This window comes from Accumulibacter sp. (assembly GCF_023806635.1).
In the GTDB taxonomy this organism is placed as follows: domain Bacteria; phylum Pseudomonadota; class Gammaproteobacteria; order Burkholderiales; family Rhodocyclaceae; genus Accumulibacter.
Window position 1 is genome coordinate 36,710 of sequence record NZ_JAMTDQ010000087.1, and the last position, 23,323, is coordinate 60,032.

Genomic DNA, 23,323 nt, shown 5'->3' on the forward strand with positions numbered 1-23,323 from the left:
ATGGACACTGGCCGCCTGGCCGATCAACCACAGGAAGAACAGACCATGACCGCTTCGATCTTTGCTGCCGTGGAAATGGCTCCACGCGACCCGATCCTCGGCCTGACCGAGGCCTTCAATGCCGACAGCCGGACGACCAAGGTCAATCTTGGCGTCGGCGTGTATCTCGACGACAGCGGCAAGGTGCCGCTGCTGGCGGCGGTGAAGCTCGCCGAGAAGGCGCGCCTGGAGGCGATGCCGCCACGCGGATATCAGCCGATCGACGGTCTGCCAGCCTACAACCAGGCAGTGCAGAAACTGCTCTTCGGCGAGCAGTCGGCGCTGCTCGCCGAAGGGCGTGTCCTGACCATCGAGGCGCTGGGTGGCACCGGCGGCCTCAAGGTGGGTGCCGATTACCTGCGTCGCCTGCTGCCAGGGGCGACGGTTTACATCAGCGATCCGAGCTGGGAGAACCATCGCGCACTCTTCGAGTTTGCCGGCTTCCGCGTCGACTCGTACCCCTACTATGACGCGGCGACACGTGGCGTCGACTTCGCGGCGATGAAGGCGGGGTTGAGCACGCTGCCGGCGGGATCGATCGTCGTCCTGCACGCCTGTTGCCACAACCCGACCGGCGCCGACCTCGATGCTGGGCAATGGCGCGAAGTCATCGACATCGTCGCGGCACGCAGCCTGGTCCCGTTCATCGACATCGCCTACCAGGGCTTTGCCGATGGCATCCGTGCGGATGCCGTTGCCCTCGATCTGTTCGCCGCATCGGGACTGCAGTTCCTGATCGCCAGTTCCTTCTCGAAGTCGTTCTCGCTCTATGGCGAGCGGGTCGGTGCGCTCTCGGTGGTCACCGCCAGTCGTGACGAGACGGCACGCGTGCTGTCGCAGATCAAGCGCCTGGTGCGCACCAGCTATTCGAATCCGCCGACCCACGGTGGCGCCATCGTCGCGGCGGTTCTCGCCAGCGCCGAACTGCGCGGGCTGTGGGCGGACGAGCTGGCGCAGATGCGCCAGCGCATTCTCGACATGCGACGCAGCCTCGTAGAGCGTCTGCAGGGTGGCGGAGCCGACTTCTCGTTCATCAACCGGCAGCGTGGCATGTTCTCCTATACCGGCCTGAACCCGGCGCAAGTCGACCGCCTGCGCGAGGACTTCGGCATCTACGCTGTCAGCAGCGGCCGTATCTGTCTGGCGGCGCTGAACACGCGCAACGTCGGCTACGTCGCCGAGGCCATCGCGACGGTGCTCTGATTCGCCCGCAAGCGGCCGGCAGCTCCACCGCGAGTCTGGCGGCCGATTTCCGCTGGCAGGCTGGCGGCCGCCGCCTGCCGCGCCGGTCGCCGCAGGCGGTCAGCGCGCCGTCTGGGTCAGCGGTGACTCCAGGGCGCCGCTGATCAGCACCGGCATCGCCGTGTGATCGGCGCGTCGGCGCGCCATCATGACATCCATCCGCCCCCGCAGTTGCAGGTCGCGGCCGACCTCGATCTGCCCGTTCGCCTGCATCAGCCCGGCAGTCAGGCTGAGACGCGACAGCCGCAGCGCGTTCGGGGTCAGCGTGAGGACACCGGACAACTCCTCGAAACGGGTTGCTCCGCCAAGGGTCAGTGGTACCACCGAAAAGCGGCGCACCGCCTCGGCCAGATCGAGGCCGCCCAGGTGTCCGCGGTGGATGGTGAAGTTGCCGCTGGCCTGCAGCCGGGCGACGGCGTTCGGCAGACTGTCGGCGCTGGTCGAGAAACTCAGCTTGCCCCTGGCTTCGCCGCCGATGCGCCCGTTGAAGCCGAGGGCTGCCGCCAGCGCGCCGGTATTGATGCGCTCGAAGGCAAGATCCCCGGTCACCGCGGCCTTGCTGCCGCTGCGCAGGATGCTGGTGCCGCGCAGCACGCCGTCGAAGATGCGTGCTTCGATGCGGTCGATCAGGAATTCGGGCCCGGAGATCCGTCCCTGCAGGTCGAGCGAATCGAACAGATAGGGAGATTTCGGTGCTGGTCGCCAGGCGGTTCCTTCGAGCTTGACGCTCACCCCTCCGCCGCTCGCGGGTTTCAGCTCGACCTGCAGGTTCTTGCCGGGCGACTGCAGCAAGGCTGACTGCAGCCGCTGATCGGCGGACAGTTGCAACCGACCGGAAAGGTCGGTCAAGACAAGGTCGCCGAACGCGACCCCGGTTTCGCTCAGCGAGACCTCGACGACGCGGGCCCGTGCCGACGCGGCGGCCGACGCTTGCAGCGCCTGTGCCAGGGTGTCCAAGGCTTCCGCCGACAGCGTGATGCCGATCAGCTCCGCCTCGCCAAAGACGATCTGGGGCGAAAGCAAGCTGCGCAGCTCCGGCCGCAGGCGCAGCGAAGCCATGCTGAGCTGGGCGGCGGCACCGTCCTCACCCAGCCGCACCTGCTCGAGCAGCAATCCCGGTCGGGGATAGACGGTGACGCGCATGGCACCGATTCGCGCCGGCCGAGCGCTGCTCTGGGCGAGGGCCGCTTCGACCTCGGGCAGATAGATGCCATAGGGGAAGAGCAGAACGCCGAGGGACAGTGCGGCCGCGAGAAGCGCCAGTCCGATCACGGTGGCCAGTGGCCAGGTCAGCGTCCGGCGCTGGCGGCCCCTGCGGATTGGTCGGAGCTCGGTGCCCGAGTCCCTCCAGCCCGGTGCCAGGCGTGCGCGCAGGCGCGCGAGGAGCGATGGGCGGTCGTCGCGCGCTGTTCCTGGCGACGCCAGCGATTCCGCTGCCAGATCGTCCGCGGCGGGGGGGGAACTGGCCGCGCCCGGCGTCGGCGTGGCGGGACCGAGCGTGCTCGGCGTCGGCGTGCTCGGCGCCAGGGTGCTCGGTGTCAGGCTGCCCGGCGCCGGCGCGTCCGGCAGCGGTGTCGCCCGGCCGGGCCGCACATTCGGGAAAGGAATGATCTGCGTTTCCTGTGCGCCGGAAAGGGGCGAACTCGCCGGTGTCGACAGGCCGCTCGAACCGAAGGTCGAGAACTCTGAGTGCGGCCGCGGCTGCGTCGATTGCTTGCGGCTGGCCGCGTTGCCGGTCAGTCGCCAGACCGACCGCGTCTCGGCGCGCCGCTCGATGAAGCCATCGGACTCCAGCTCGACCAGCGCATTCTCGGTGAGCTGGACGTTGCCCGTCTTCTCGCACAGGTCCGCAACCGTCGCATTGCCGTCGACGAGGATGAGCACCATGCGGACGTTGCGCTGGACGACCCGCGTCCGCTGCGCCATGGCTTCCTCGCCGGCAGCGGTCCTGGCAAAGACCAGAGTGGGGTCGAGCTGTTCAGAGGCCATTCTGTCAGCCGGATCGTCGGGGCAGTTGCCGGGCTCGTTCGGAATCCCGCATGTTCACTTTCCTCCTGTCGCTATTATCGTGGAAACTGCATGCGGGCGTGCGGTAAACCGGAGCCTTCGCTCGTTTCGCCTGCCGATCACCGTCCCTGGGGCTGGCGGAGTCGTGGCTGGATTCGCTATCCTTCGTTCCTTGCCACAAGTCGTCCGTCAGCGGGCGCGGCCTGTTGTCCGGAAAATGTCGCCATGACCATCGTCAGGAACCTTCTGCCACTGCTGCTTGCCTTGCTCGGCGGTTGTACCGTCATCAGCCGGCACACGCTCGACCAGAGGTACGGTCCCGCCGACCCGCAACGCTTCGATGTGCCGCGGGCGCCGACCGGTAGCCTTTCCTATCGCGCCGACGTACAGCCGATTATCGAGCGTCGTTGCGTCGTCTGTCACGCCTGCTACGACGCACCTTGCCAGTTGAAGCTCGGCGCCTGGGAGGGAATCGCCCGCGGCGGCAGCGGCGAGCTGGTATACGACGGCGGGCGTCTGAGCGAGGCGGCACCTTCGCGACTGTTCATCGACGCCGGCAAGGCATCCGAGTGGAGGCAGCAGGGCTTCTTTCCGGTGCTCAACGAGCGCGGCCAGGCGCCGGCGGCAAATCTCGCCGCGAGCGTCATCTACCGCGCGCTGCAGCTCAAGCACAGCCACCCATTGCCGGAAACGGCGGTTCTGCCGGCGACCTTCGACTTCTCGCTCGACCGCGCGCAGCAATGCCCACGGATCGAGGAATACGACTCCTTCGCCACTGCCAACCCGCTGTGGGGGATGCCCTTCGGTCTGCCGGGGCTGAGCGACGCCGAATTCGCCACGCTGCGGAACTGGCTGCAGCAGGGGGCCCCGTTCGAAGGGCAGCCGCCATTGCCGGCTGCCGTCGAGCAGCAGGTCGCCGAGTGGGAACGCTTCTTCAACGGCGGTTCGCGCAAGGAACGCCTGGTCAGCCGCTACATCTACGAGCACCTATTCCTCGCCCACCTGTACTTCGACAGCGACCCGCAGCACCACTTCTTCCGGCTCGTGCGCTCGCGCACGCCACCGGGGCAGGCGATCGAGCCGATCGCCAGCCGGCGACCGTACGACGACCCCGGTGGCGAGGATTTCCACTACCGCCTCGAGCGCGAAAGGGAGAGCATCGTCGACAAGACGCACATGCCCTACGCCCTCGGCGAGAAGCGCATGGCGCGCTGGCGGGAGCTCTTCCTGCAGCCTGACTACCGGGTCGACGAACTGCCTCCGTACTCACTCGCTGCCGGTGCCAATCCCTTCGTCACCTTTCGCGACCTGCCGGTCCGTGCGCGCTACCAGTTCATGCTCGACGAGGCCGAGTTCACCATCATGGGTTTCATCAAGGGGCCGGTGTGCCGCGGCCAGGTGGCATTGAACGTCATCCAGGATCGCTTCTGGGTCTTTTTCCTCGCCAACGATGGCTCCGGTCAGGCCGCTGACGAGTTCCTCGAGCGCGAGTCGAGGTTCCTCGAACTGCCGACGGCGAAGGGCAGGGACGCCGGGATCATCGGACCGTGGCGCGAGTACGCGAAGAAGGAAGAGAAATATCTGCACGACAAGTCGGCTTACCTCGCGAGTCGCTCCAGCGAGCGCGGCCGGCCGGATCTGAAGTGGATCTGGGACGGTGAGGGCAGCAACCCGAACGCGGCGCTGACCGTTTTCCGCCATTTCGACAGTGCCACGGTCGTCAAGGGGCTGCTTGGCGAGGTGCCGAAGACCGGCTGGGTGATCGGCTACCCCCTGCTCGAACGCATCCATTACCTGCTGGTCGCCGGCTTCGACGTCTATGGCAACGTTGGTCACCAGCTGCTGTCGCGCCTGTACATGGATTTCCTGCGCATGGAGGGAGAGTTCAACTTCCTCTCCTTCCTGCCGTCGGAGCAGCGTCTGGCCGTCCGCGACTACTGGTATCGCGGTGCCAGCGACGAGGTCAGGGAGCATGTCTATGGCAGCCTGGCACGCTTCGATGTCGAGAGCGGCATCCCTTTCCACAGCGGCGATGCGCGGCGCGAGTTCTTCGACCTCCTGCGGCAGCGTGTTGCGCCGGTCGCCGACCGTCGGCACGAACTCGCCGGGGTCGGTGATGCCGCCTTGCAGGCCGATCTCGCACTGCTTGCCGGTGTCCGCGGCCCGGCCCTGTCGTGGATGCCGGAACTGGTGATCCTGCGCATCGAAGACGGAGCGCGCGCAGCGCGTTACGTGACGCTGCTGCGCAACACCGGCCACAGCAACGTCTCGAGCCTGCTGCGCGAAGGCCGCGAGCTGTTGCCCGAGGAGAACACGCTGACCGTCGCCCGCGGCTTCGTCGGCGCCTACCCGAACGCCATCTATCGCGTGCAGCGGCCGCAGATCAGCGAGCTGGCGCACGCCATCGGGCACCTCGGCAGCGAGGACGACTACCGCGTGCTCGCCGACCGCTTTGCCGTTCGCCGCAGCGATCCGGCCTTCTGGCAATACAGCGACGAGCTGCAGGCGACGCACCTCAAGCTGGCGCCGCTGACTGCCGGGCTGCTGGACTACAATCGGCTGGAGAACCGCTGAGGCGGCGGATGAGCGCGTGACGGTCGGGGACAGGCATGGGAGCACAGTGGCTCGCCGAACGATGAGCCATTGGCCTGTTCGCCATACCGCCAGCGACTTGCCGGGATCTGCGCCCCGAACAGGCAATTTGCGTGTAGACTGCGATAACTGAGCTGTTGCAAGGGCCTTGCGGGACGTCCGGTCGGTGGGCAGCCTGCATGTGCCGGACAGAAGAAGCGTTGGATGATGCCGTGACCCGCTCGCATCCGCTCGGCCGCTCCGTTTGCGTCGGCGGCCATACCTCGATCGTGCCCGATGGCGCAGCGGCGCCGCCGCAGCGGTCGGTACGCGCATTCCCCAAGGCCGGGCACTCGATCGCCGCACGGGCGCGAGGCCAAGGTTCAGCAGTGGGCGAGGGTGATCCGAACTCCATGATGCACAGCGATCACCGAGGTAGATGAGCACACCGAAACCCGATTCGTCCTTCGTCATCGACTACCGGGCGATTTTCGATGCCGCGAGCAACGGCATGATGCTGACGGGCGCCGCAACGGGTCGGATCGTCGACATCAACGATGCCTGGACGCGCACCACTGGTATCGGTCGTCAGGACGCCATTGGCAGGGCCGTGATCGAACTGGGCATCTGGGCGCGCAGCGACGAGCGCGACGGCTGCCTCGCCGAACTCGATCGCTGTGGACGGGTGAGCGAGTTCGAGGCGTGCTTGTTCACCCCGCGCGGCGATGTTCCGCACCTGATTTCCGGCCGTTTCCTCGAAGGTGGGGGAGGGCCACTGGTACTTTGGGAGTTCCGCGATGTGGCCGTCGAGAAGGCGGCTGGTGACTCCCTTCGCCGCGCGGCGGACTGGTACCACGCGCTGCTGCAGAACACGGTCGATGGCATCTGCGTCTTGGACGACACCCACACCGTGCTGGAAGCCAACGAACCCTTTGCATCGATGCTTGGCTACGAGCTGTCCGAGCTGCCGGGCAAGCACCCGTGGGACTGGGATGTGAGCCTGTCCGAAGCTGATCCTGGCGTCCGCTCGCCGCCGTCGCCGGAGACCGTCCACACGGTCGAAACCCGTTATCTTCGCAAGGACGGTTCAGTCTGCGACGCTGAAGTGACGAGTCGGCATGCCCGGATCGGCGGCCGCAACCTCGCTGTCACCATTGCTCGCGACATCAGCGGCCGCAAGCTGGCCGACGGCCGGCTGCGGAGCAGCGAGGAGAAGTATCGGGGCATTTTCGACGAGGCGGTGACGGCGATCTACGTTTTCGACAACGCCAAGCGCTTCCGCGACAGCAACCAGGCCGGCCTCGAACTGCTGGGTTACAGTCGGGAGGAGTTGCTGTCCCTGAGCATCCCGGAAGTGGACGCCGAGCCGGCTGCGGTCCTGCCGGCGCATGAGCAATTGCTCGGCGGCGGTCGACTGGTCAACTACGAGCACAAGTTGCGACGCAAGGACGGCGCCATCATCACCGTGCTCAACAATTCGCGCCCACTGACCGACGCCACCGGTAGCGTGGTCGGCATGCAGAGCACGCTGATCGACATTACCGACCACAGGCGGCTCGCAGGACGGCTCCAGGACGCACTCGAGGCCCTGGAAGGCGAACGCGGCTTCCTGAAGGCACTGGTCCGGACGATCCCGAACCTGGTCTGGCTGAAGGATCCGGACGGCGCATACCTCGCATGCAATGCCGAGTTCGAGCGCTTCTTTGGGCATCCCGAAGAGGCGATCGTCGGCAGGTCGGATTACGATTTCATGGACCGGGAGCTGGCCGAGTTTTTCCGTAGCCATGACCGTGCCGCGATGCAGGCCGGCAAGCCGACGGTCAATGAAGAGTGGATCACCTATGCCAGCGACGGGCACCGTGCCTTGCTGATGACCACCAAGACGCCGATGTACCGGCCCGACGGCGGCGTCATCGGCGTGCTGGGCATCGCCCAGGACATCAGCGAGTTGCGTCGCCAGCAGGATGAGCTGCGGGAGAGCAGGGAGACGCTCCAACGTGCCCAGGCCGTCGCTCGTGTCGGGAGCTGGGTGTTGGACATCGACGTCGACCGGCTCGAATGGTCGGAAGAGACCTATCGCATCTTCGGCATCGCCTCCGGTGGCCCTCTCACCCTCGAGCGCTTCCTCGCCTGCGTCCATCCCGATGACCTGGAGCGCGTGCGCGTGGCATGGTGCGCCGCACTCTCCGGCGCACCATACGACATCGAGCACCGCATCGTGGTCGGCCACGAAGTGCGCTGGGTACGCGAACGGGCTGTCATCGAGCACGATGCTGCCGGCAGAGCGTTGCGCGGGCTCGGCACTGTGCAGGACATCACGCTGCAACAGCGTGCGGCAGAGGAACTCGCTGCATCGCAGGCCCTCCTCCGCTCCGTGCTCGATTCGGCCCCGGTCCGCATCTTCTGGAAGGACAGGAATTCCCGCTACCTCGGCTGCAATCCCCTGTTTGCTGCCGACGCCGGCAAGGCCACCCCCGACGCGGTGGTCGGCCGGCTGGATTCCGACATGGCATGGGCCGATCAGGCCGAGCTGTGTCGTGCCGACGACCGCCAGATCATGGAGTCCGGCGTTCCCAGGCTGAATTTCGAGGAACCGCAAGCCACGCCGGACGGCCGGACGATCGTTCTCAGGACGTCGAAAGTGCCACTGCGGGACGAACGGGGTGCCGTGGTCGGGGTGCTTGGAGTCTACGACGACATCACGCCGGGCAAGAACGCCGAGGCCGCATTGCAGGAGGAGAGGCGAATTCGCGACACCCTGCTCGAATCGATACCTGGCATTTCCTATGCCATGGATGCAAACGGCGCCCTCACCTTCTGGAATCGGAGTTTCGAGGACGCGACCGGTCGCAGCGCCGATGAACTGGCACGAATCAACGCCCTCGACCTGTTTGAAGGGGAGGGCCGAACCCATATTGCGGAACGCATCCGGCGGGTTTTCGCCGAAGGCGAAAGCAATGCCGAGGCCGAGCTGGTGGCCAAGGACGGTCGCCGCATCCAGTACTACTTCACTGGCCGGCGGATCGAGATGGGCGGCCAGCCGATGTTGGTCGGGGCCGGGATCGACATTGCCGAGCGCAGGCTGGCTGAAGAGCGGCTGCAGGAAAGCGAAGCCCGTTTTCGCCACCTGTTCGAGTCTTCACCCGATGCAGCCTGGATCCTGGAAGGACATCGGTTCATCCAGGCCAACGCTGCCGCGATCCGTCTCTTCGGGAAAACCGAAGAGGCCGATTTTTTCGACATCCATCCGGGGGAACTGTCACCGGAATATCAACCCGATGGCGAATCCTCCCGGCTGAAGGCCGAGCGCCTGATGGGACAGGCCGCTCGCGACGGAGTCCATCGTTTCGAGTGGGTGCACAAACGGGCTGACGGAGTGGACTTCGATGCGGAAGTGACCCTTTCGGCCATGGAATTTTCCGGCAGGCGTGCCCTCCATGGCGTGGTCAGGGACATCACGGAGCGCAAGGCAGCCGAGAAGGCACTGCATCGCCTCAACGACGAGCTTGGCGAACGGGTGCGGCAGAACACCGCCGACCTGCACGCCAGCTACGCCAAGCTGCGCGACACCGAGTTTGCCATGGACAAGGTCGGCATCGGCATCCACTGGGTCGACTTCGCCAGCGGACGGTTCATCCATGTCAATCAGTTCGCTGCCGAGTTGCTCGGCTACACGCGGGAAGAGATGTTGCAGCGCACGGTGTCCGACATCGATCGCAACTTTCCGGCGCCGGCCTTCCGGGAAATCAACGAGCGCATCCGCCAGCAGGGGTTCCTGAAGTTCGAGACCGAACAGACCCGCAAGGATGGCAGTCTCGTTCCCGTCGAGATGACGGTCTACTATCACCCCGAGGAGGGCGACGCGCCGAGCCGCATGATTTCCTTCATGCTCGACATCACCGAACGCAAGCAGGCCGAGCGGGAACTGCGCGCGGCAAAGGTGACGGCCGAGGAAGCCAGCACGGCGAAGAGCGCTTTTCTCGCCAACATGTCACACGAAATCCGCACGCCGCTCAACGCCATCCTCGGCCTCAACTACCTGATGCAGGCCGACACCATGACGCCGGAACAGGTCGAGCGGCTGAAGAAGATGGAGGTCGCCAGTCGCCACCTGCTGTCGATCATCAACGACATCCTCGACCTCTCCAAGATCGAAGCCGGGCGGCTGGAAATCGAAGCCGACAATTTCCACCTTTCCGCCGTGATCGACAACGTGGCCTCGATCATCCGCGAGTCCGTGCGCGGCAAGGGCCTCGACCTTGAAGTCGATCCTGATGGCGTGCCGCTCTGGCTGCGCGGCGACGTCACCCGCCTGCGACAGTCGCTCCTCAACCTTGCCAGCAACGCGGTCAAGTTCACTGATCGGGGCAGCATCGTCATCCGCGCCGTGCTGCTGGAATCGCGCGGCGAGGCCCTGCAGGTGCGCTTCGAGGTGGCGGATAGCGGCATCGGCCTCACGCCGGAGCAGCATGCGCTTCTGTTCGAGAGCTTCAGGCAGGCGGACAGTTCCACTGCCCGCAAGTACGGCGGTACCGGCCTCGGCCTTGCCCTGACCAAGCGCCTGGTCGAAATGATGGGCGGCGAAGTCGGCGTCGACAGCGTGGTGGGGAATGGGAGCACCTTCTGGTTCAGCGTCCGGCTGCAGCGCGGACACGGCCCGATGCCGATGCCCGACAAGGCCGACGCGATCCAGGCTGCCGAAATCCGGCTGCGCAAGGGCTACCGCGGCGCTCGCCTGCTGCTGGCCGAGGACAACCCGATCAATGCCGAGGTCGTCACCCAGATCATCCACGCCGCCGGCCTGGACGTTGCCGTCGCCGAGAGCGGTCGCGTCGCGCTCGAGATGGTCGGCGAGCAGCGCTTCGACCTGATCCTGATGGACATGCAGATGCCGGAGATGGACGGGCTCGAGGCGACAAGAGCGATACGCGGCATCGCCACATACGCCACGACGCCGATTCTTGCCCTGACGGCGAACGCCTTTGCCGAGGACCGTCGTGCCTGTCTCGAATCCGGCATGAGCGAGGTGCTGACCAAGCCGGTCGATCCGGCGCTGCTCTATGAGGCGCTGCTGCGCTGGTTGCCTGGCGCCGCCGGTCAGCCCGAGGACCCGGCGGTACCGCAGGCGACGACAGCCACGACGCCATTGGCGGCAGATCTGGATGTACTCCGGAGCTTCCCGGGCATCGATGTCGAACGTGGCCTGCGCTTCCTGAACGGACGGGCTGATTCCTATCGGCGGTTGGTCGGACAGTTCGTCAGGGTGCACGAACCGGATCTGGCCGCCCTCGACGCACGACTGGCGGCCGGCGAGCGTGAGGCCGCCGGCCGCATCACACATTCGCTGAAAGGGGCCGCCGCCACGCTCGGCCTGCTCGCCATCGCCGATCTCGCCACGCGGCTCGATACATGCCTGAAGGAGGATCAGAGCCTCGAACGCGACGGCGAGCTGGTCCGCAGGCTGTCTGCCGAACTTGCATCTGCGTGGCACCAGCTGCTGACTGCAGTGCCGATGCCAGCCGATGCGGCGGCGATGGCATCTGACGGTCCGGCCCGCCTACCAGGGGTCGTCGCCGGTTCGGGGGAGTCGCTGGCCCTGATCGACAGGACGTTCCTGGAGCCGTTTGCGGGTCCTCCCGAGGTGCCGCAGGCCGCGCTCACGGCACACCACCACAGGCCGGAGGAGCCGGAGCCGGAGCAGGCGCTGCGCCCGACGTCGGGTGCCGGTGACGGTGTGTCGTCGGCGGGACGGGAAGCCAAGCTGTCGCCCGTGTCCGTCGATTCCGCCCGGACCGATGAGCGCAAAATCATCCTGCTTGTCGACGATGCCGCGGAGAGCCTCCATGCCATCGGTTCGCTGTTGCAACCCCACTATCGGGTTCGCGTAGCCAACGGTGGCGCTGCCGCTCTCGGCGCGGTGCGTCGGCCACCCTATCCCGACCTGGTCCTGCTCGACGTCATGATGCCGGAGATCGACGGCTACGAGGTCCTGCGTCGCCTGAAAGCCGCGCCCGAAACCGCCGCCATCCGGGTCATCCTGGTCACCGAGACGGATCCCAAAGGCGACGCGGCGTACCATCGCGATCCGGGAGCGGTCGGTTACATCACCAAGCCGGTGGTCCCGGCACTCCTGCTGGCCTGCATCCGTGAACACCTGGCCTGAGGTGGGAACTGCCCGCTGAGCGACGGCCGCACGTTGCGGAGCGCCGCGGTCGCGCGTCGACTGGTGGATCCGCAAGCGGCCATCATGGCCAGGGCGACCGCACGCGCCCGGACCCCGGTGTCGTCGGCATCGCGACGATCTCTTCCGATCCCCTCAGGAAAGCCTGAAGCGGTAGGCCGCAGTCTTCAACGTGGTGGCGAGTTGCTCCAGTTGCGCCGCCGCGCTGGCGGTTTCGCTGACCGATGCCGCATTTTCCTCGCTCATTTGTGCCGTGTCTTCGATCTTGTGCGCGATCTCCTCGCTGGCCGCCCGCTGTTGAAGCAGTGCTGTGCGGATCTCCGCGACGGCATCGACGATGGTTTTCGATTGTTCGCTGAGCGCGTTGACCGCTGCTTCGGCATCGTGCGACAGGTCGTCTACCTGATTCATCTGGCGGACCGTGGCATCGATGCTGTTGGCCACGTCGTGGGTGACCCTCTGGATACGTTCGATCATCTGGCCGATTTCGCGGGTGGACTGCCCGGTCCGCTCGGCAAGTTTGCGTACTTCATCGGCGACGACGGCGAATCCGCGGCCCAGTTCGCCCGCCCGGGCGGCTTCGATCGCGGCGTTGAGCGCGAGCAGGTTGGTCTGATCGGCCACTTCGTGGATGACGTTGACCACCGTCGAAATCTGATTCGACAGTTCGTTGAGCTGGCTGATCTCACCCGCAGTCCGATTCACCGCGGCGATGGTCAGCCGACCGCTTTCGACCATTCGCCGGATGATCGTGCTTCCGGAGGTGTCTGAGCTGCTGGCCGACGCACGAACCGAACCGGCCAGTTCTTCGATGGCGGCAACGCTGGTCGCCATTTCCTCCACGGTTGCCGCGATGGCGACCGATGCCTCGCTTTGACGCTCGGTCGAGAGCGAGAGCTGGGCTGTGGTTGTGGCCATCCTGGAACCCATCGACGACAGCCTGTTGCTGCCCTGCAGCTGGGCGGCAATGTCGCGCAGGCCGTCCTGCATTTCCCTGCAGCTTCGCAGCAGCACGGCGAATTCGTCCCTGCCGCTGGGCTCGATACGGGCACTTAGATCGCCGGCGGCGACGCGGCGTGCGATGTCGATGACCTGATCCAATGGCCGCATGATCGAGCGGGCAACCCAGGTTCCGGCGAAGATCAGACTCGCCGCGGCCAGACCGGCGATCACAATCGCCGCAATGATCATTCGCCGCGCCGTCGCGAGAAACTCCTCGTTGGCTTGGGTGGCCTCCTGGTGCATCGATTCGGCAATCCGCGCCAGACTTTCCCGCACGTCGCGCACCATCGAGTCAGCCTTGCCATCGATCTCGCGGATCGCGTGAGAAAGTTCATTCTGGCTGGACAGGGTGGGCAGGAGTTCGTCGTGGAAGAGGCTGCGCATTGCTCGAATCCCCTCCTGCGCCCTTTGAACGTCGGCCTTCTCCTGTGCCGTGTCGGCATCACGGGTGAGTGCCTCCAGGTCACGCTGGGCCTCCTGGTCGAGCGCTTCCAGTGACTTCCTGGCAGCGACAAGGTCGCGGTTGATCACGGCGTCCGCGATGATCTGGTAATACCGGACGCCAAGCCACGAGGCCTCGAGGGAAATCGCCTGCGCGCGGTTTCGCTCGCCACTCTCCCATTGCGATGCCTTCAGCAGCGAGATGCCGAACATGGCGACCGTGATCACCGCTGCCAGAGCGATGATCGCCACCAGAATCAGAGCCATGAGGCGATGTCGCACACTCATCTTGTCTCCCTGTCGCATGGAAAGCGGCGAAAGTATATAGCGCCTCGCCGTGCCGCGGATCTTCCGACCGGCCGAGCGTGCTGCATGCGTCGAGGACAACTCGAGGCTGGCGATCCTGACGACGGTGGTGCCGGTCAGCGGGCCGCTGGCGTGCGCACTGCTCCGGGCGGGCGAAGGGGATACGGTGCGTTTCGACAGCCCCGGTGGCTGGTGAGGTCAGGACGTCGTCGAGCGCAGGCACGAGTAGGGGAACGAAGGGGTCTCCCGTCCCCACTGCTTTCGCACGGCGCCGGCAGCCGCAGTGGCAGCGGATTGATCGTCAGCCGGGCAGCGCCAGAATCGCAGCTTTCGACAACCACTTGAGCAACATGCTGTACAGGCAGTCCGGGGTCGTCGGCTTGGCGATGAAGTCATTCATGCCTGCCGTGAGACAGGCATCGCGGTCCTCGCTGAACGCATTGGCCGTCATGGCGATGATCGGTACATGTTGCCGGTCGGGCAGTTGCCGGATGAGTCGGGTTGCCTCCACTCCATCCATCACCGGCATCTGCATGTCCATCAGGATCAGATCGTACTCCCTGGCGCCTGCCCTCTCCACGGCCTGCTGGCCATTGCGGGCCGTATCCACCTGCCAGCCAAAGCCCTCCAGCATCATCAGGGCCACTTCCCGACTGACCGGTTCGTCCTCGACCAGCAGCAGCGAGGCGTGACAATGATTCAAGCGCAGCGCCGTTTCGTCCGACACGGCCGAAACGGCCGAAGCAGCCGCCAACGGCTTGTTCGTGATCGCTGGCGCGGCCGTGTCGCCTGCCAGCGCAGTCAGGTGGCGCGTCAACCTTTCGTGCAGGAGGTTGGTAGACAAGGGCTTCGGCAGCACGTCGTCAAAGCCGGCCCTGCGGGCATCGTCGATGACTGCCGGACTGCCCGATGCCGTCACCAGCCAGATTGCCGGAGGGTGCTGCAGGGGCAGGACGCGCAACATCGCCAGGGTTTCAAAGCCGTCCATGTCGGGCATCAGCAGGTCGACCAGTACCAGGTCGAAAGGCTGCCCGTCCCGTTCGCCGGCCGTGACGATGTCGATTGCTGCCGATCCCGAGGCGGCTGCCTCACATTCCAGCCCCGCCATGCCCAACAACCGGGAATGGACCAGCCGGGCGACGAGCGCATCGTCGACCACCAGCGCCCGCTTGCCCTGCAACTGCGGAATGAGATGGCGATCCTGGTCGGCGGCAACCCTGCCGAGGCGGACCGTCAGCCAGAACGTGCTACCGGCGCCAGGGGTGCTTTCCACGCCGGCATCGCCGCCCATCAAGCGGGCAAGTTGGCGGGTGATAGCCAGTCCGAGGCCGGTACCGCCGTACCTCCGGGTCGTCGAACCGTCGGCCTGCTCGAAGGCCTGGAACAGGCGCGGCAGGTGTTCGGGAGCGATGCCGACGCCGGTATCCACCACCTCGAAGCGCAGCAGGACGGAGCCGGGGGTGGCCTCCAGCAGGCGCGTGCGCAGGGTGATCGTGCCGCGCTCGGTGAACTTGATGGCGTTACCCAGATAGTTGAGCAGCGCCTGGCCCAGGCGCGTGGCATCACCATTGACGGTGCCGAGTCCGGGCGCCGTGTCGAAAACGAGTTCGAGGCGCTTTTGCTGGACGCGGTCGATGACCATCGCCGCGACGCGCGACAACATGGCATCGATTTCGAAATCGGACTTCTCCAGAACGACCTTGTCGGCTTCGATCTTGGAGACATCGAGGATATCGCTGATGACACCGAGCAGATGGTCGGCGGATGCGGCGATCGTGGCGAGCCTGTCCGCCTGGCCTGCATCATGGCAGTTGCGTCGCAGGAGATGGGTCATGCCGATGATCGCGTTCAGCGGCGTCCGGATCTCGTGGCTCATGTTGGCGAGGAAGGTGCTCTTGGCACGACTCGCGGCTTCGGCAGTGTCCCTTGCGTGGCTGAGCGCCTGGTTGGCGGTCTCGAGGTCAGCGGTTCGCATCTGGACACGCCGCTCCAGGTCGGCGTTCAGCTGCCGTATTTCGGCCTCGGTGTTGCGTCGATCGATGGCGATGCGCGCCAGGTAGGCCGCCTGTTCGATCGTCGCCAGATCGCCGGGGGCGGGCGAGAACGGCTTGCGGTGGTACACCGCAAAGGTCCCGAGCACGCGCCCCGATGAGGAAAGTATGGGTTCGGACCAGCATGCGCCCAGGCCCGCCCGTGCGGCGAGCTCCCTGAATGAGGACCAATGGGGATGGCTGGCAATGTCCTCGACAATCACGCGCTGTCCGGTGAACGCCGCCGTTCCGCAGGATCCGGCGCCGATTCCGATCTCCATCCCATCGATCGCCGCGTTGTAGAAATCGGGCAAGCTGGGGGCGACGCTTTCGCCGAGCCGGTGCCCTTCCTCGTCCAGCAACAGGATGCTGCACAGCATCTCGGGGTGAACCTCCTCGACGCCGCGAACGATGGCGGCAAGCACACTGGCCAAGGGCGCATCGCTGGCCAGCAGCTCCAGCGAGCGCAGCCGGATACGCTCGTATCCCTCGATGCGCTTGCTCTCGGAAATGTCGCGATTGCTGCCGTGACGCCCGACATGCCGGCCGGCATCGTCATGCATCGGGCGACAACGGTGGTTGATCCAGCGCGTCGTGCCATCAAGCCGCACGATCCGGAACTGAAGCTCCGAGGTATCGGTCGCGCCGCCACCGAGATGCGCCAAATACACCGCCCTGTCCTCGGGGTGGACGATGCGCGACATCAGGCGGGGATCGTCCAGAAACTGCTCCGGCCCATAGCCGGTCAGTTGCAGGCATGCCGGCGAGATGTACTTGTAGCGTCCGCCGGTGTCGACCCAGAAGATCGCGTCGCTGGAGTTCTCCGCCAACAGCCGGAATTTCGTTTCGGAATCCTGGATCGCGGCCAGCGCCGTCGCGCGCTGTTCGCGAATGTCCGTGACGACGATGCAGACCAGACGTTGGCCCTCGACCTCCAGTCGGGTCATCGAAAGCAGGACCGGCTGGGCTTTTCCCGAACTCCCGCACAGATCGGCTTCGATCGTGCCGGCGACGCCACGTCCAAGCAGTTCGTGCACGCGGTCGCGGTCCGCCGGCACCAGATAGTCCTGGAAGCCATGCTCGCGAATCCGCTCGACGGAGTCCTCGACCATTGCGGCAAAGTGCGGATTGCAATGCAGGATGCGCCCCGATTCATCGAGCGTCAGTCCACCTTCGTTCATGGCGTCGAAGAAGGCGCGATAGAGCCGCTCGGAACCGGCAAACCAGCGCATGCCGGAACTCGTCGACACCATGGCGTCGACACTGCCATCCCGCAGGGCTTCGATGACCGACTCCGCCTCTTCGAGGCGGCGGCGAAGTTCCTCGATGTCCATGTCGCGACCAGGCACGGGCGTGATCCGGAACGTGGCCTAGAGTGACTTCAACTCAAGCCCGACGAGGGTCTTCTCGATATTGGACAGGTCGCCAATCACCTTGCGGATCGGCTCGGGCAGCTTGCGCACCAGCGTCGGGATCGCGATGATCTGATCACCTTCGGCCAGTTGCGGCCTTTCCAGCAGGTCGATGACCTCGATCTGGAACTTGCCGGCCAGATGTTCATCGCAGATGCGATGCAGGTTGGACATCGCCGCGAGGGACTTGGGCGTCTGGCCGGCAATGTACAGGCGCAATACCCAGTCGCCGGGGGGCGGGGAATGTTGTATCTCGTTTGAATCATTGTCGTTCATGGCGTTCTCCGCTGCCTCATTGATCCTCGTCGCGCCGGCTGCCGCCACTGCGCCGGCTGGCCATCGCGGCAGCCGCCCGTTCGGCGGCGTCCTGGTCCGCGTCCTCCTGGCTCAGCTCGGCCTCGAGCACGCGCAGTTCCTCATCGAATTCGGCGCGCATCGCGGCGATCTTCGCCTCGACCACCTGGCGCCGGTTATCCAGAGCGGCACGACGGCGCCCGGCGGCGGCCCTGCGCATCGCTGCATCGCCCTCCTTCTGGCTCTTGTACATCTGGCGGGCCGACCCGGTCAGCAGCTGGCCGTTGTCATCGAGCACGACATCGACCAGCCGCACGCCTTCGTCGGTGAGCAGGAATTCGCGAATCTGGTTGGAATGCGCCATGCCGCGCGCCTTGCAGACGTACAGGCCGCGCGTCCGTTCGCCCGCCAGTTCGAGGTTGCGCAGCAGGAACCAGACGTCCATCAGCGAGGAAACGCCGATCGCTGTCGACTCCGCCATGGTATTGCCAGAGGTCAGCGCATTGAACAGCGAGGTGATGCCACGCGACTTGAACCGATCGACCATGCGGATCAGCATCAGCTTGACCGGCTCGTCATTGCTCGCCGTGCTGAAGGCGCTGATCGGATCGACCACGACGAACTTCGGCTGGAATTCATCGACCAGCGCGAAAACGGTGGCAAGGTGGGTTTCGAGCCCGCTCGACGTGGGGCGCGAAGCATGGAAACGCAGCAAACCGGCACGCCGCCATTGCGCCAGGTCGAAGCCGATCGAGCTCATGTTGCGTTCGACCTGATCCGGGGATTCCTCGAGCGCCACATACAGGCAGCGTTCGCCGCGCCGACAGGCGGCGTCGACCAGATGCGCGGCGATGCTGCTCTTGCCGGTGCCGGCGGTACCCGTCACCAGGACGCTGCTGCCGCAGAAGATGCCACCGACCAGCATGGCATCGAGGCTGGGAATGCCGGTCGAGACGCGCTCGGTGCTCACCGGATAAGCCAGCCCCGCCGAGGTGATGGGCATCACCGAGAAGCCATTGCGATCGAGGATGAAGGGACACTCGTCGCTGGCGTGGGCCGAGCCGCGATACTTGACGATGCGCAGGCGGCGCGTGGCGATCTGGGCATCCACGCGGTTGTCGAGGGTCACCACGCAGTCGGCGAGGTATTTCTCCAGCCCGTGACGGGTGATGGAATCCCTGCCGCGCTCGGTGGTGACGATCGCGGTGATGCCCTTGTCCTTGATCCAGTTCAGCAGCCGGTGAAATTCGCCGCGCAGGATGCGCAGGTCGGAGAAGGAGGAGAACAGGTTCTCGACGGCATCGAGGGCGATGCGACGCGCACCGATGGCGTCGATGGCGGCGCCCAGGCGCAGAAAGACGCCGTCAAGGTCAAACTCGCCGGCCTCGATCAGTTCATGTGGGTCAAGGTGGAGGTGCAGGAGGTGCAGGCGCTTTTCCTTCTGAAGCCGTTCGAGGTCGAAGCCGAGCGATGCCATGTTGACGGCCAGTTCGCCCGGGTTTTCCTCGAAACTGACGAAGACCCCCGGCTCCCCACAGCGCTCGATGCCATTGAGCACGAAACTCATGGCAAACAGAGTTTTCCCGGCGCCGGCCTGGCCGGCGAGCAGGGTCGCGCGCCCGCGCGGCACCCCGCCCAGGCAAAGATCGTCAAAACCGGCAATGCCGGTCGGGCACTTGTCAAGGACGGGACTGGGTGCGTTCATGGCACTATTGCATCTGAGGGTAATGGGACCGATTCCACTCCAAGATGATCTTCTTGTCAATGAATCGACGGCGTTTCTTGGGGTCCGGGTCCGCAATCATTCACTCCCCGGCACATGTTCCGGGATGGCGGGGATCGTTGGGAGTCGTTGGAAGCTGCAAGCCTTTGCGAGCGGCGGCGATGACGGTACCGAGGCACTGCCAGGCGGATGCTCCGCGACGGCGACAGGTTTCGATGAGGCTGGCGAGGCAAGGAAGGCGCGCGATCCCTCTTCAGAGCGTGTGCCGTGGCTGATGGTGCGCGAAATCACCCAGTGCCGAAGGGCCGTCCGCGGCGTTGCTGGAAAGCGGCAGGTAGGGCTCGGCGACGGGACGCTGGATCACCTCCCGGTCGTGGAGGAATTCGCGCACGACGCTGCGCAGCACCGAGTGCTCATCAATCGGATGCGCTTCGCACAGGTGCCGCGGTCGCTCAATCGCGTCTGGACATTACAGGAGGACATCGCGAAAGCCCGCAATGCCCGCTGCGATGCGCCGGGCGCCGTCTGCGCCGGGAAAGCGGCGCCGCTGGGCCCGTCTCGTCGCCCTCAGCGACTGATGCTGCGGCCAAGCATCGTGCGGACTTCCTGGTTCGCCGGCAGGACGTAATCGTGGGCCGAGAGGACGACGTTGCTGCCTGGCCGGACGATCTTGCGATTGACATAGACCGTGCTGGCGCCAAGGGCATAGCTGCCGATCACCGCCTGCGCCTGGTGGGTGCGCGCGATCTCGCCGATCTCGCGTGTGAGGATGAGTTCGCCCTCGCCGCGCCGCATGTAGATCGATCCGCGCAGCTTCATTTCGACCATCAGCCAGCTGCGTTGCGAGAAGCGCGCCGAGACCTGTTCGGAAATCATCCGGCCGAGCGTCGACGACAACTCGAGGGCATCGATATTGACCGCGGTGGCGACGATCAGCGGGCCGCCGGCGGGGGTGCCGCCGAACTGCGCCATCAGGGCGTCGGCGGCGCGATAGTTGCTGGCGACCAGTTCGCTGTTCGCCGCCTCGGCGTAGGTGGGTTCGGGTACGCGCTGGCGGGCCGCCGCGGTGGCACAGCCGGCGGCGGCGCAGGCGATGAGGGTCGCGGCGAGAGCGGGCGCCTTCATCGATCGCCTCCGAGGGCGATGTCGTAGAGTTGTGGCGGTCCGAGATGGAGCGACGCATCGCGGTCGGCAACGTAATAGACATTGCTGACACGACCCAGATAGCGCTGGCCGTCGCTGGCGGACACGGTGACGATGATCTCGGTCTGCGGCGTCGGGCCGCTGGCCCAGTCGGAAACGTTCCAGCGATAGATGTCGATGCCGCCGGAGGTGGCCATGCCGCGGAAGGCGGCGCTGGGGGTGCCGATTGCGGTCGCCGGCGCGACTTTCAAGTTAGAATCGCGACTCCCCGAAAACGCCCCGACGGCCACCGACGACGATGAAAAGTGCTGAAATCCGCGAGAAGTTCCTCAGGTTCTTCGAATCCAAGGGCCACCAGATCGTTGCCTCGAGTTCGCTCGTGCCGCATGACGATCCGACGCTGCTGTTCACCAATGCCGGCATGAACCAGTTCAAGGACGTCTTCCTCGGCTTCGACAAGCGGCCCTACCTGCGGGCGACGACGTCGCAGAAGTGCGTTCGCGCCGGCGGCAAGCACAACGATCTCGAGAACGTCGGCTACACGGCGCGCCACCACACCTTCTTCGAGATGCTCGGCAACTTCTCCTTCGGCGACTACTTCAAGCGCGACGCGATCCGCTACGCCTGGGAACTGCTGGTCGACGTCTACGGGCTGCCGCCCGAGCGACTCTGGGTCAGCGTCTATGCCGAGGACGACGAGGCCTACGACCTGTGGACGCGCGACATCGGCGTGCCGCCCGAGCGCGTGGTGCGCATCGGTGACAACAAGGGCGCGCGCTACGCCTCGGACAACTTCTGGATGATGGGCGATACCGGTCCCTGCGGGCCATGCACCGAGATCTTCTACGACCACGGCGAGGGCATTCCGGGTGGGCCGCCGGGATCGCCGGACGAGGAGGGCGACCGCTACATCGAGATCTGGAACAACGTCTTCATGCAGTTCAACCGCGACGACGCCGGGGTGATGCACCCGCTGCCGAAGCCGTCGGTCGATACCGGCATGGGGCTCGAGCGCACGGCGGCCGTCCTGCAGCACGTGCACAGCAACTACGAGATCGACCTCTTCGTCGACCTGATCGCCGCCGCCGCGCGCGAAACCGCGGCGAGCGACCTCGGCAGCCCGTCGCTGCGCGTCCTCGCCGACCACATCCGGGCCTGCTCGTTCCTGATCGCCGATGGCGTGATTCCGGGCAACGAGGGGCGCGGTTACGTCCTGCGACGGATCATCCGGCGCGCCATCCGGCATGGTTACAAGCTCGGCGCGCGCGCGCCGTTCTTCCATCGCCTAGTGCCCGACCTGGTCGCCGAGATGGGTGGCGCCTATCCCGAGTTGCGCAGCGAGCAGGCGCGCGTCGTCGAGGTGCTGCGGCAGGAAGAGGTGCGCTTCTTCGAGACCATCGAGCACGGCATGGGCATCCTCGAGGGCGAACTGGCGGCACTGGCCGACGACGGCGTCTTCGACGGGCGGACCGCGTTCAAGCTGCACGACACCTTCGGTTTCCCGCTCGACCTGACAGCCGACGTCTGCCGCGAGCGTGGCGTGCGGGTCGATGTCGCCGCCTTCGATGCGGCGATGGCACAGCAGAAGGAGCAGGCGCGCGCGGCCGGCAAGTTCCGCATGGCGGCGGCACTCGAATACAGCGGCCCGGAAACCGCCTTCCATGGCTACGAGGCGCTCGAGTGCAACGGCAGCGTACTCGCTCTGTACCGCGATGGCAGCGCCGTCGAGCAGCTCCACGAGGGCGAGCTGGGCGTCGTCGTCCTCGACGACACCCCCTTCTATGCCGAGTCGGGTGGCCAGGTCGGCGACCGTGGCGCGCTGCAGGGCCCGCAGGGGATCTTCGCCGTCGAGGATACGCAGAAGATCCAGGCCGCCGTCTTCGGCCACCAGGGAGTCGTCCGCACCGGCCGCATCAGCGTCGGCGACCGGGTCGCCGCGCGGGTCGACGTCGTCGCGCGCGCCCGCACGGTGCGCAACCATTCGGCGACGCACCTGATGCACAGGGCGTTGCGCGAGGTGCTCGGCGCGCACGTGCAGCAGAAGGGCTCGCTGGTCGATGCCGAGCGGACCCGTTTCGACTTCGCGCACAACACGCCGATGACTGCCGAGCAGATTCGCCGCGTCGAGGTCCTGGTCAATGAAGAGATCCTCGCCAACGCCGCGCGCGAGGCGGCGGTGCTGCCGATCGACGAGGCCAGGCGGGCAGGAGCGATGATGCTCTTCGGCGAAAAGTACGGCGACGAGGTGCGCGTGGTGACCATCGGCTCGTCGAAGGAACTCTGTGGCGGCGTGCATGTGCAGCGCAGCGGCGACATCGGTCTGTTCAAGATCGTCGCCGAAAGCGGCGTTGCCGCCGGCGTCCGGCGCGTCGAGGCGGTCACCGGCGATGGTGCGCTGGCGCTGGTGCAGGAGCAGCAGGCGCTGCTCGCCGAAGCTGCGGCAGCGATCAAGGCGCCGCCGGCAGAGGTGCCGGCGAAGCTGGCGCAGGTGCTCGACAACGTCCGTTCGCTCGAGCGCGAACTCGCGCGCCTGAAGCAGAAGCTGGCGTCGTCGCAGGGTGACGATCTGCTGGCGCAGGCGGTCGCCGTCAGGGGCGCACATGTCGTCGCGGCGGTGGTCGACGGCGCCGACGTCAACACGCTGCGGTCGACGATCGACAAGCTGCGCGACAAGCTGAAGAGCGCTGCCGTCGTCCTGGCGTCGACCAGCGGTGAACGCATCACGCTGATCGCCGGCGTCAGCGCCGACCTGACCGGCAGGGTCCGTGCCGGCGAGCTGGTCAACATGGTCGCGCAGCAGGTCGGCGGCAAGGGCGGCGGTCGCCCGGACATGGCGCAGGCCGGTGGCAGCGAACCGGCGAAGCTGCCGGCGGCGCTGGCGTCGGTGCGTGCCTGGGTCGAGCAGCGGCTTTGATCCGGCGCCGCAGCACCG

At 66.1% G+C, this 23,323-nt stretch carries 13 protein-coding genes; 5 read left to right on the forward strand and 8 right to left on the reverse strand.

Annotation, left to right across the window (positions count from 1 at the left end):
• Positions 1-45 precede the first annotated feature (45 nt).
• Positions 46-1,242, forward strand: coding sequence for an amino acid aminotransferase (locus NFW30_RS15185; RefSeq protein WP_295351551.1), 1,197 nt, complete (start codon positions 46-48; stop codon positions 1,240-1,242).
• Between the two features lie 99 nt (positions 1,243-1,341).
• On the opposite strand, the gene NFW30_RS15190 is transcribed toward NFW30_RS15185, so the two are convergent.
• Positions 1,342-3,270 carry an AsmA-like C-terminal region-containing protein gene (locus tag NFW30_RS15190; RefSeq protein ID WP_295351554.1) on the reverse strand — a complete coding sequence of 643 codons (1,929 nt, stop codon included), beginning with the start codon at positions 3,268-3,270 and terminating at the stop codon, positions 1,342-1,344.
• A gap of 243 nt (positions 3,271-3,513) precedes the next feature.
• Between NFW30_RS15190 and NFW30_RS15195 the strand changes: the two genes are divergently transcribed.
• On the forward strand, positions 3,514-5,862 hold the full coding sequence (locus tag NFW30_RS15195; protein WP_295351556.1) for a fatty acid cis/trans isomerase: 2,349 nt from the start codon (positions 3,514-3,516) through the stop codon (positions 5,860-5,862).
• 436 nt (positions 5,863-6,298) lie between these two features.
• Positions 6,299-12,022, forward strand: coding sequence for a PAS domain S-box protein (locus NFW30_RS15200; RefSeq protein WP_295351560.1), 5,724 nt, complete (start codon positions 6,299-6,301; stop codon positions 12,020-12,022).
• 153 nt (positions 12,023-12,175) lie between these two features.
• On the opposite strand, the gene NFW30_RS15205 is transcribed toward NFW30_RS15200, so the two are convergent.
• Positions 12,176-13,771 (reverse strand): methyl-accepting chemotaxis protein, encoded by a 1,596-nt coding sequence (locus NFW30_RS15205; protein WP_295372327.1) that lies wholly within the window; start codon positions 13,769-13,771, stop codon positions 12,176-12,178.
• Positions 13,772-13,820: 49 nt separating this feature from the next.
• On the opposite strand from NFW30_RS15205, the gene NFW30_RS15210 reads away from it, so the two are divergent.
• On the forward strand, positions 13,821-13,985 hold the full coding sequence (locus NFW30_RS15210; protein WP_295351565.1) for a hypothetical protein: 165 nt from the start codon (positions 13,821-13,823) through the stop codon (positions 13,983-13,985).
• A 105-nt stretch (positions 13,986-14,090) separates the two neighbouring features.
• Here the strand turns inward: NFW30_RS15210 and NFW30_RS15215 are convergent, their stop codons facing one another.
• From NFW30_RS15215 to NFW30_RS15240, 6 genes are all read right to left on the reverse strand, one after another.
• The gene (locus NFW30_RS15215; protein WP_295351567.1) at positions 14,091-17,168 is read right to left on the reverse strand and encodes a response regulator; all 3,078 of its coding nucleotides are present in this window, start codon (positions 17,166-17,168) and stop codon (positions 14,091-14,093) included.
• Between the two features lie 21 nt (positions 17,169-17,189).
• Positions 17,190-17,507, reverse strand: a complete 318-nt coding sequence (locus NFW30_RS15220; RefSeq protein WP_295351570.1) for a circadian clock KaiB family protein — start codon at positions 17,505-17,507, stop codon at positions 17,190-17,192.
• A 16-nt stretch (positions 17,508-17,523) separates the two neighbouring features.
• Complete coding sequence (kaiC, locus tag NFW30_RS15225; protein ID WP_295351573.1) at positions 17,524-19,230, reverse strand: circadian clock protein KaiC; 1,707 nt, start codon at positions 19,228-19,230, stop codon at positions 17,524-17,526.
• A gap of 271 nt (positions 19,231-19,501) precedes the next feature.
• Positions 19,502-19,654, reverse strand: coding sequence for a hypothetical protein (locus NFW30_RS15230; protein WP_295351576.1), 153 nt, complete (start codon positions 19,652-19,654; stop codon positions 19,502-19,504).
• 161 nt (positions 19,655-19,815) lie between these two features.
• Positions 19,816-20,373 (reverse strand): FlgO family outer membrane protein, encoded by a 558-nt coding sequence (locus tag NFW30_RS15235; protein WP_295351579.1) that lies wholly within the window; start codon positions 20,371-20,373, stop codon positions 19,816-19,818.
• Positions 20,370-20,642 (reverse strand): hypothetical protein, encoded by a 273-nt coding sequence (locus NFW30_RS15240; RefSeq protein ID WP_295351582.1) that lies wholly within the window; start codon positions 20,640-20,642, stop codon positions 20,370-20,372. Before NFW30_RS15240 ends, NFW30_RS15235 begins: the two co-directional genes overlap by 4 nt.
• A 47-nt stretch (positions 20,643-20,689) precedes the next feature.
• On the opposite strand from NFW30_RS15240, the gene alaS reads away from it, so the two are divergent.
• Positions 20,690-23,305 carry an alanine--tRNA ligase gene (gene alaS / locus NFW30_RS15245; RefSeq protein ID WP_295351585.1) on the forward strand — a complete coding sequence of 872 codons (2,616 nt, stop codon included), beginning with the start codon at positions 20,690-20,692 and terminating at the stop codon, positions 23,303-23,305.
• Positions 23,306-23,323 lie beyond the last annotated feature (18 nt).

Excerpts from the sequence above, each read along its gene's own strand:
- NFW30_RS15235 (WP_295351579.1), bottom strand. The coding sequence starts at position 20,373 with ATGAAGGCGCCCGCTCTCGCCGCGACCCTCATCGCCTGCGCCGCCGCC.
- NFW30_RS15185 (WP_295351551.1), top strand. The coding sequence starts at position 46 with ATGACCGCTTCGATCTTTGCTGCCGTGGAAATGGCTCCACGCGACCCG.
- NFW30_RS15205 (WP_295372327.1), bottom strand. The coding sequence starts at position 13,771 with ATGAGTGTGCGACATCGCCTCATGGCTCTGATTCTGGTGGCGATCATC.
- NFW30_RS15195 (WP_295351556.1), top strand. The coding sequence starts at position 3,514 with ATGACCATCGTCAGGAACCTTCTGCCACTGCTGCTTGCCTTGCTCGGC.
- kaiC (WP_295351573.1), bottom strand. The coding sequence starts at position 19,230 with ATGAACGCACCCAGTCCCGTCCTTGACAAGTGCCCGACCGGCATTGCC.
- NFW30_RS15190 (WP_295351554.1), bottom strand. The coding sequence starts at position 3,270 with ATGGCCTCTGAACAGCTCGACCCCACTCTGGTCTTTGCCAGGACCGCT.
- NFW30_RS15200 (WP_295351560.1), top strand. The coding sequence starts at position 6,299 with ATGAGCACACCGAAACCCGATTCGTCCTTCGTCATCGACTACCGGGCG.
- NFW30_RS15220 (WP_295351570.1), bottom strand. The coding sequence starts at position 17,507 with ATGAACGACAATGATTCAAACGAGATACAACATTCCCCGCCCCCCGGC.
- alaS (WP_295351585.1), top strand. The coding sequence starts at position 20,690 with ATGAAAAGTGCTGAAATCCGCGAGAAGTTCCTCAGGTTCTTCGAATCC.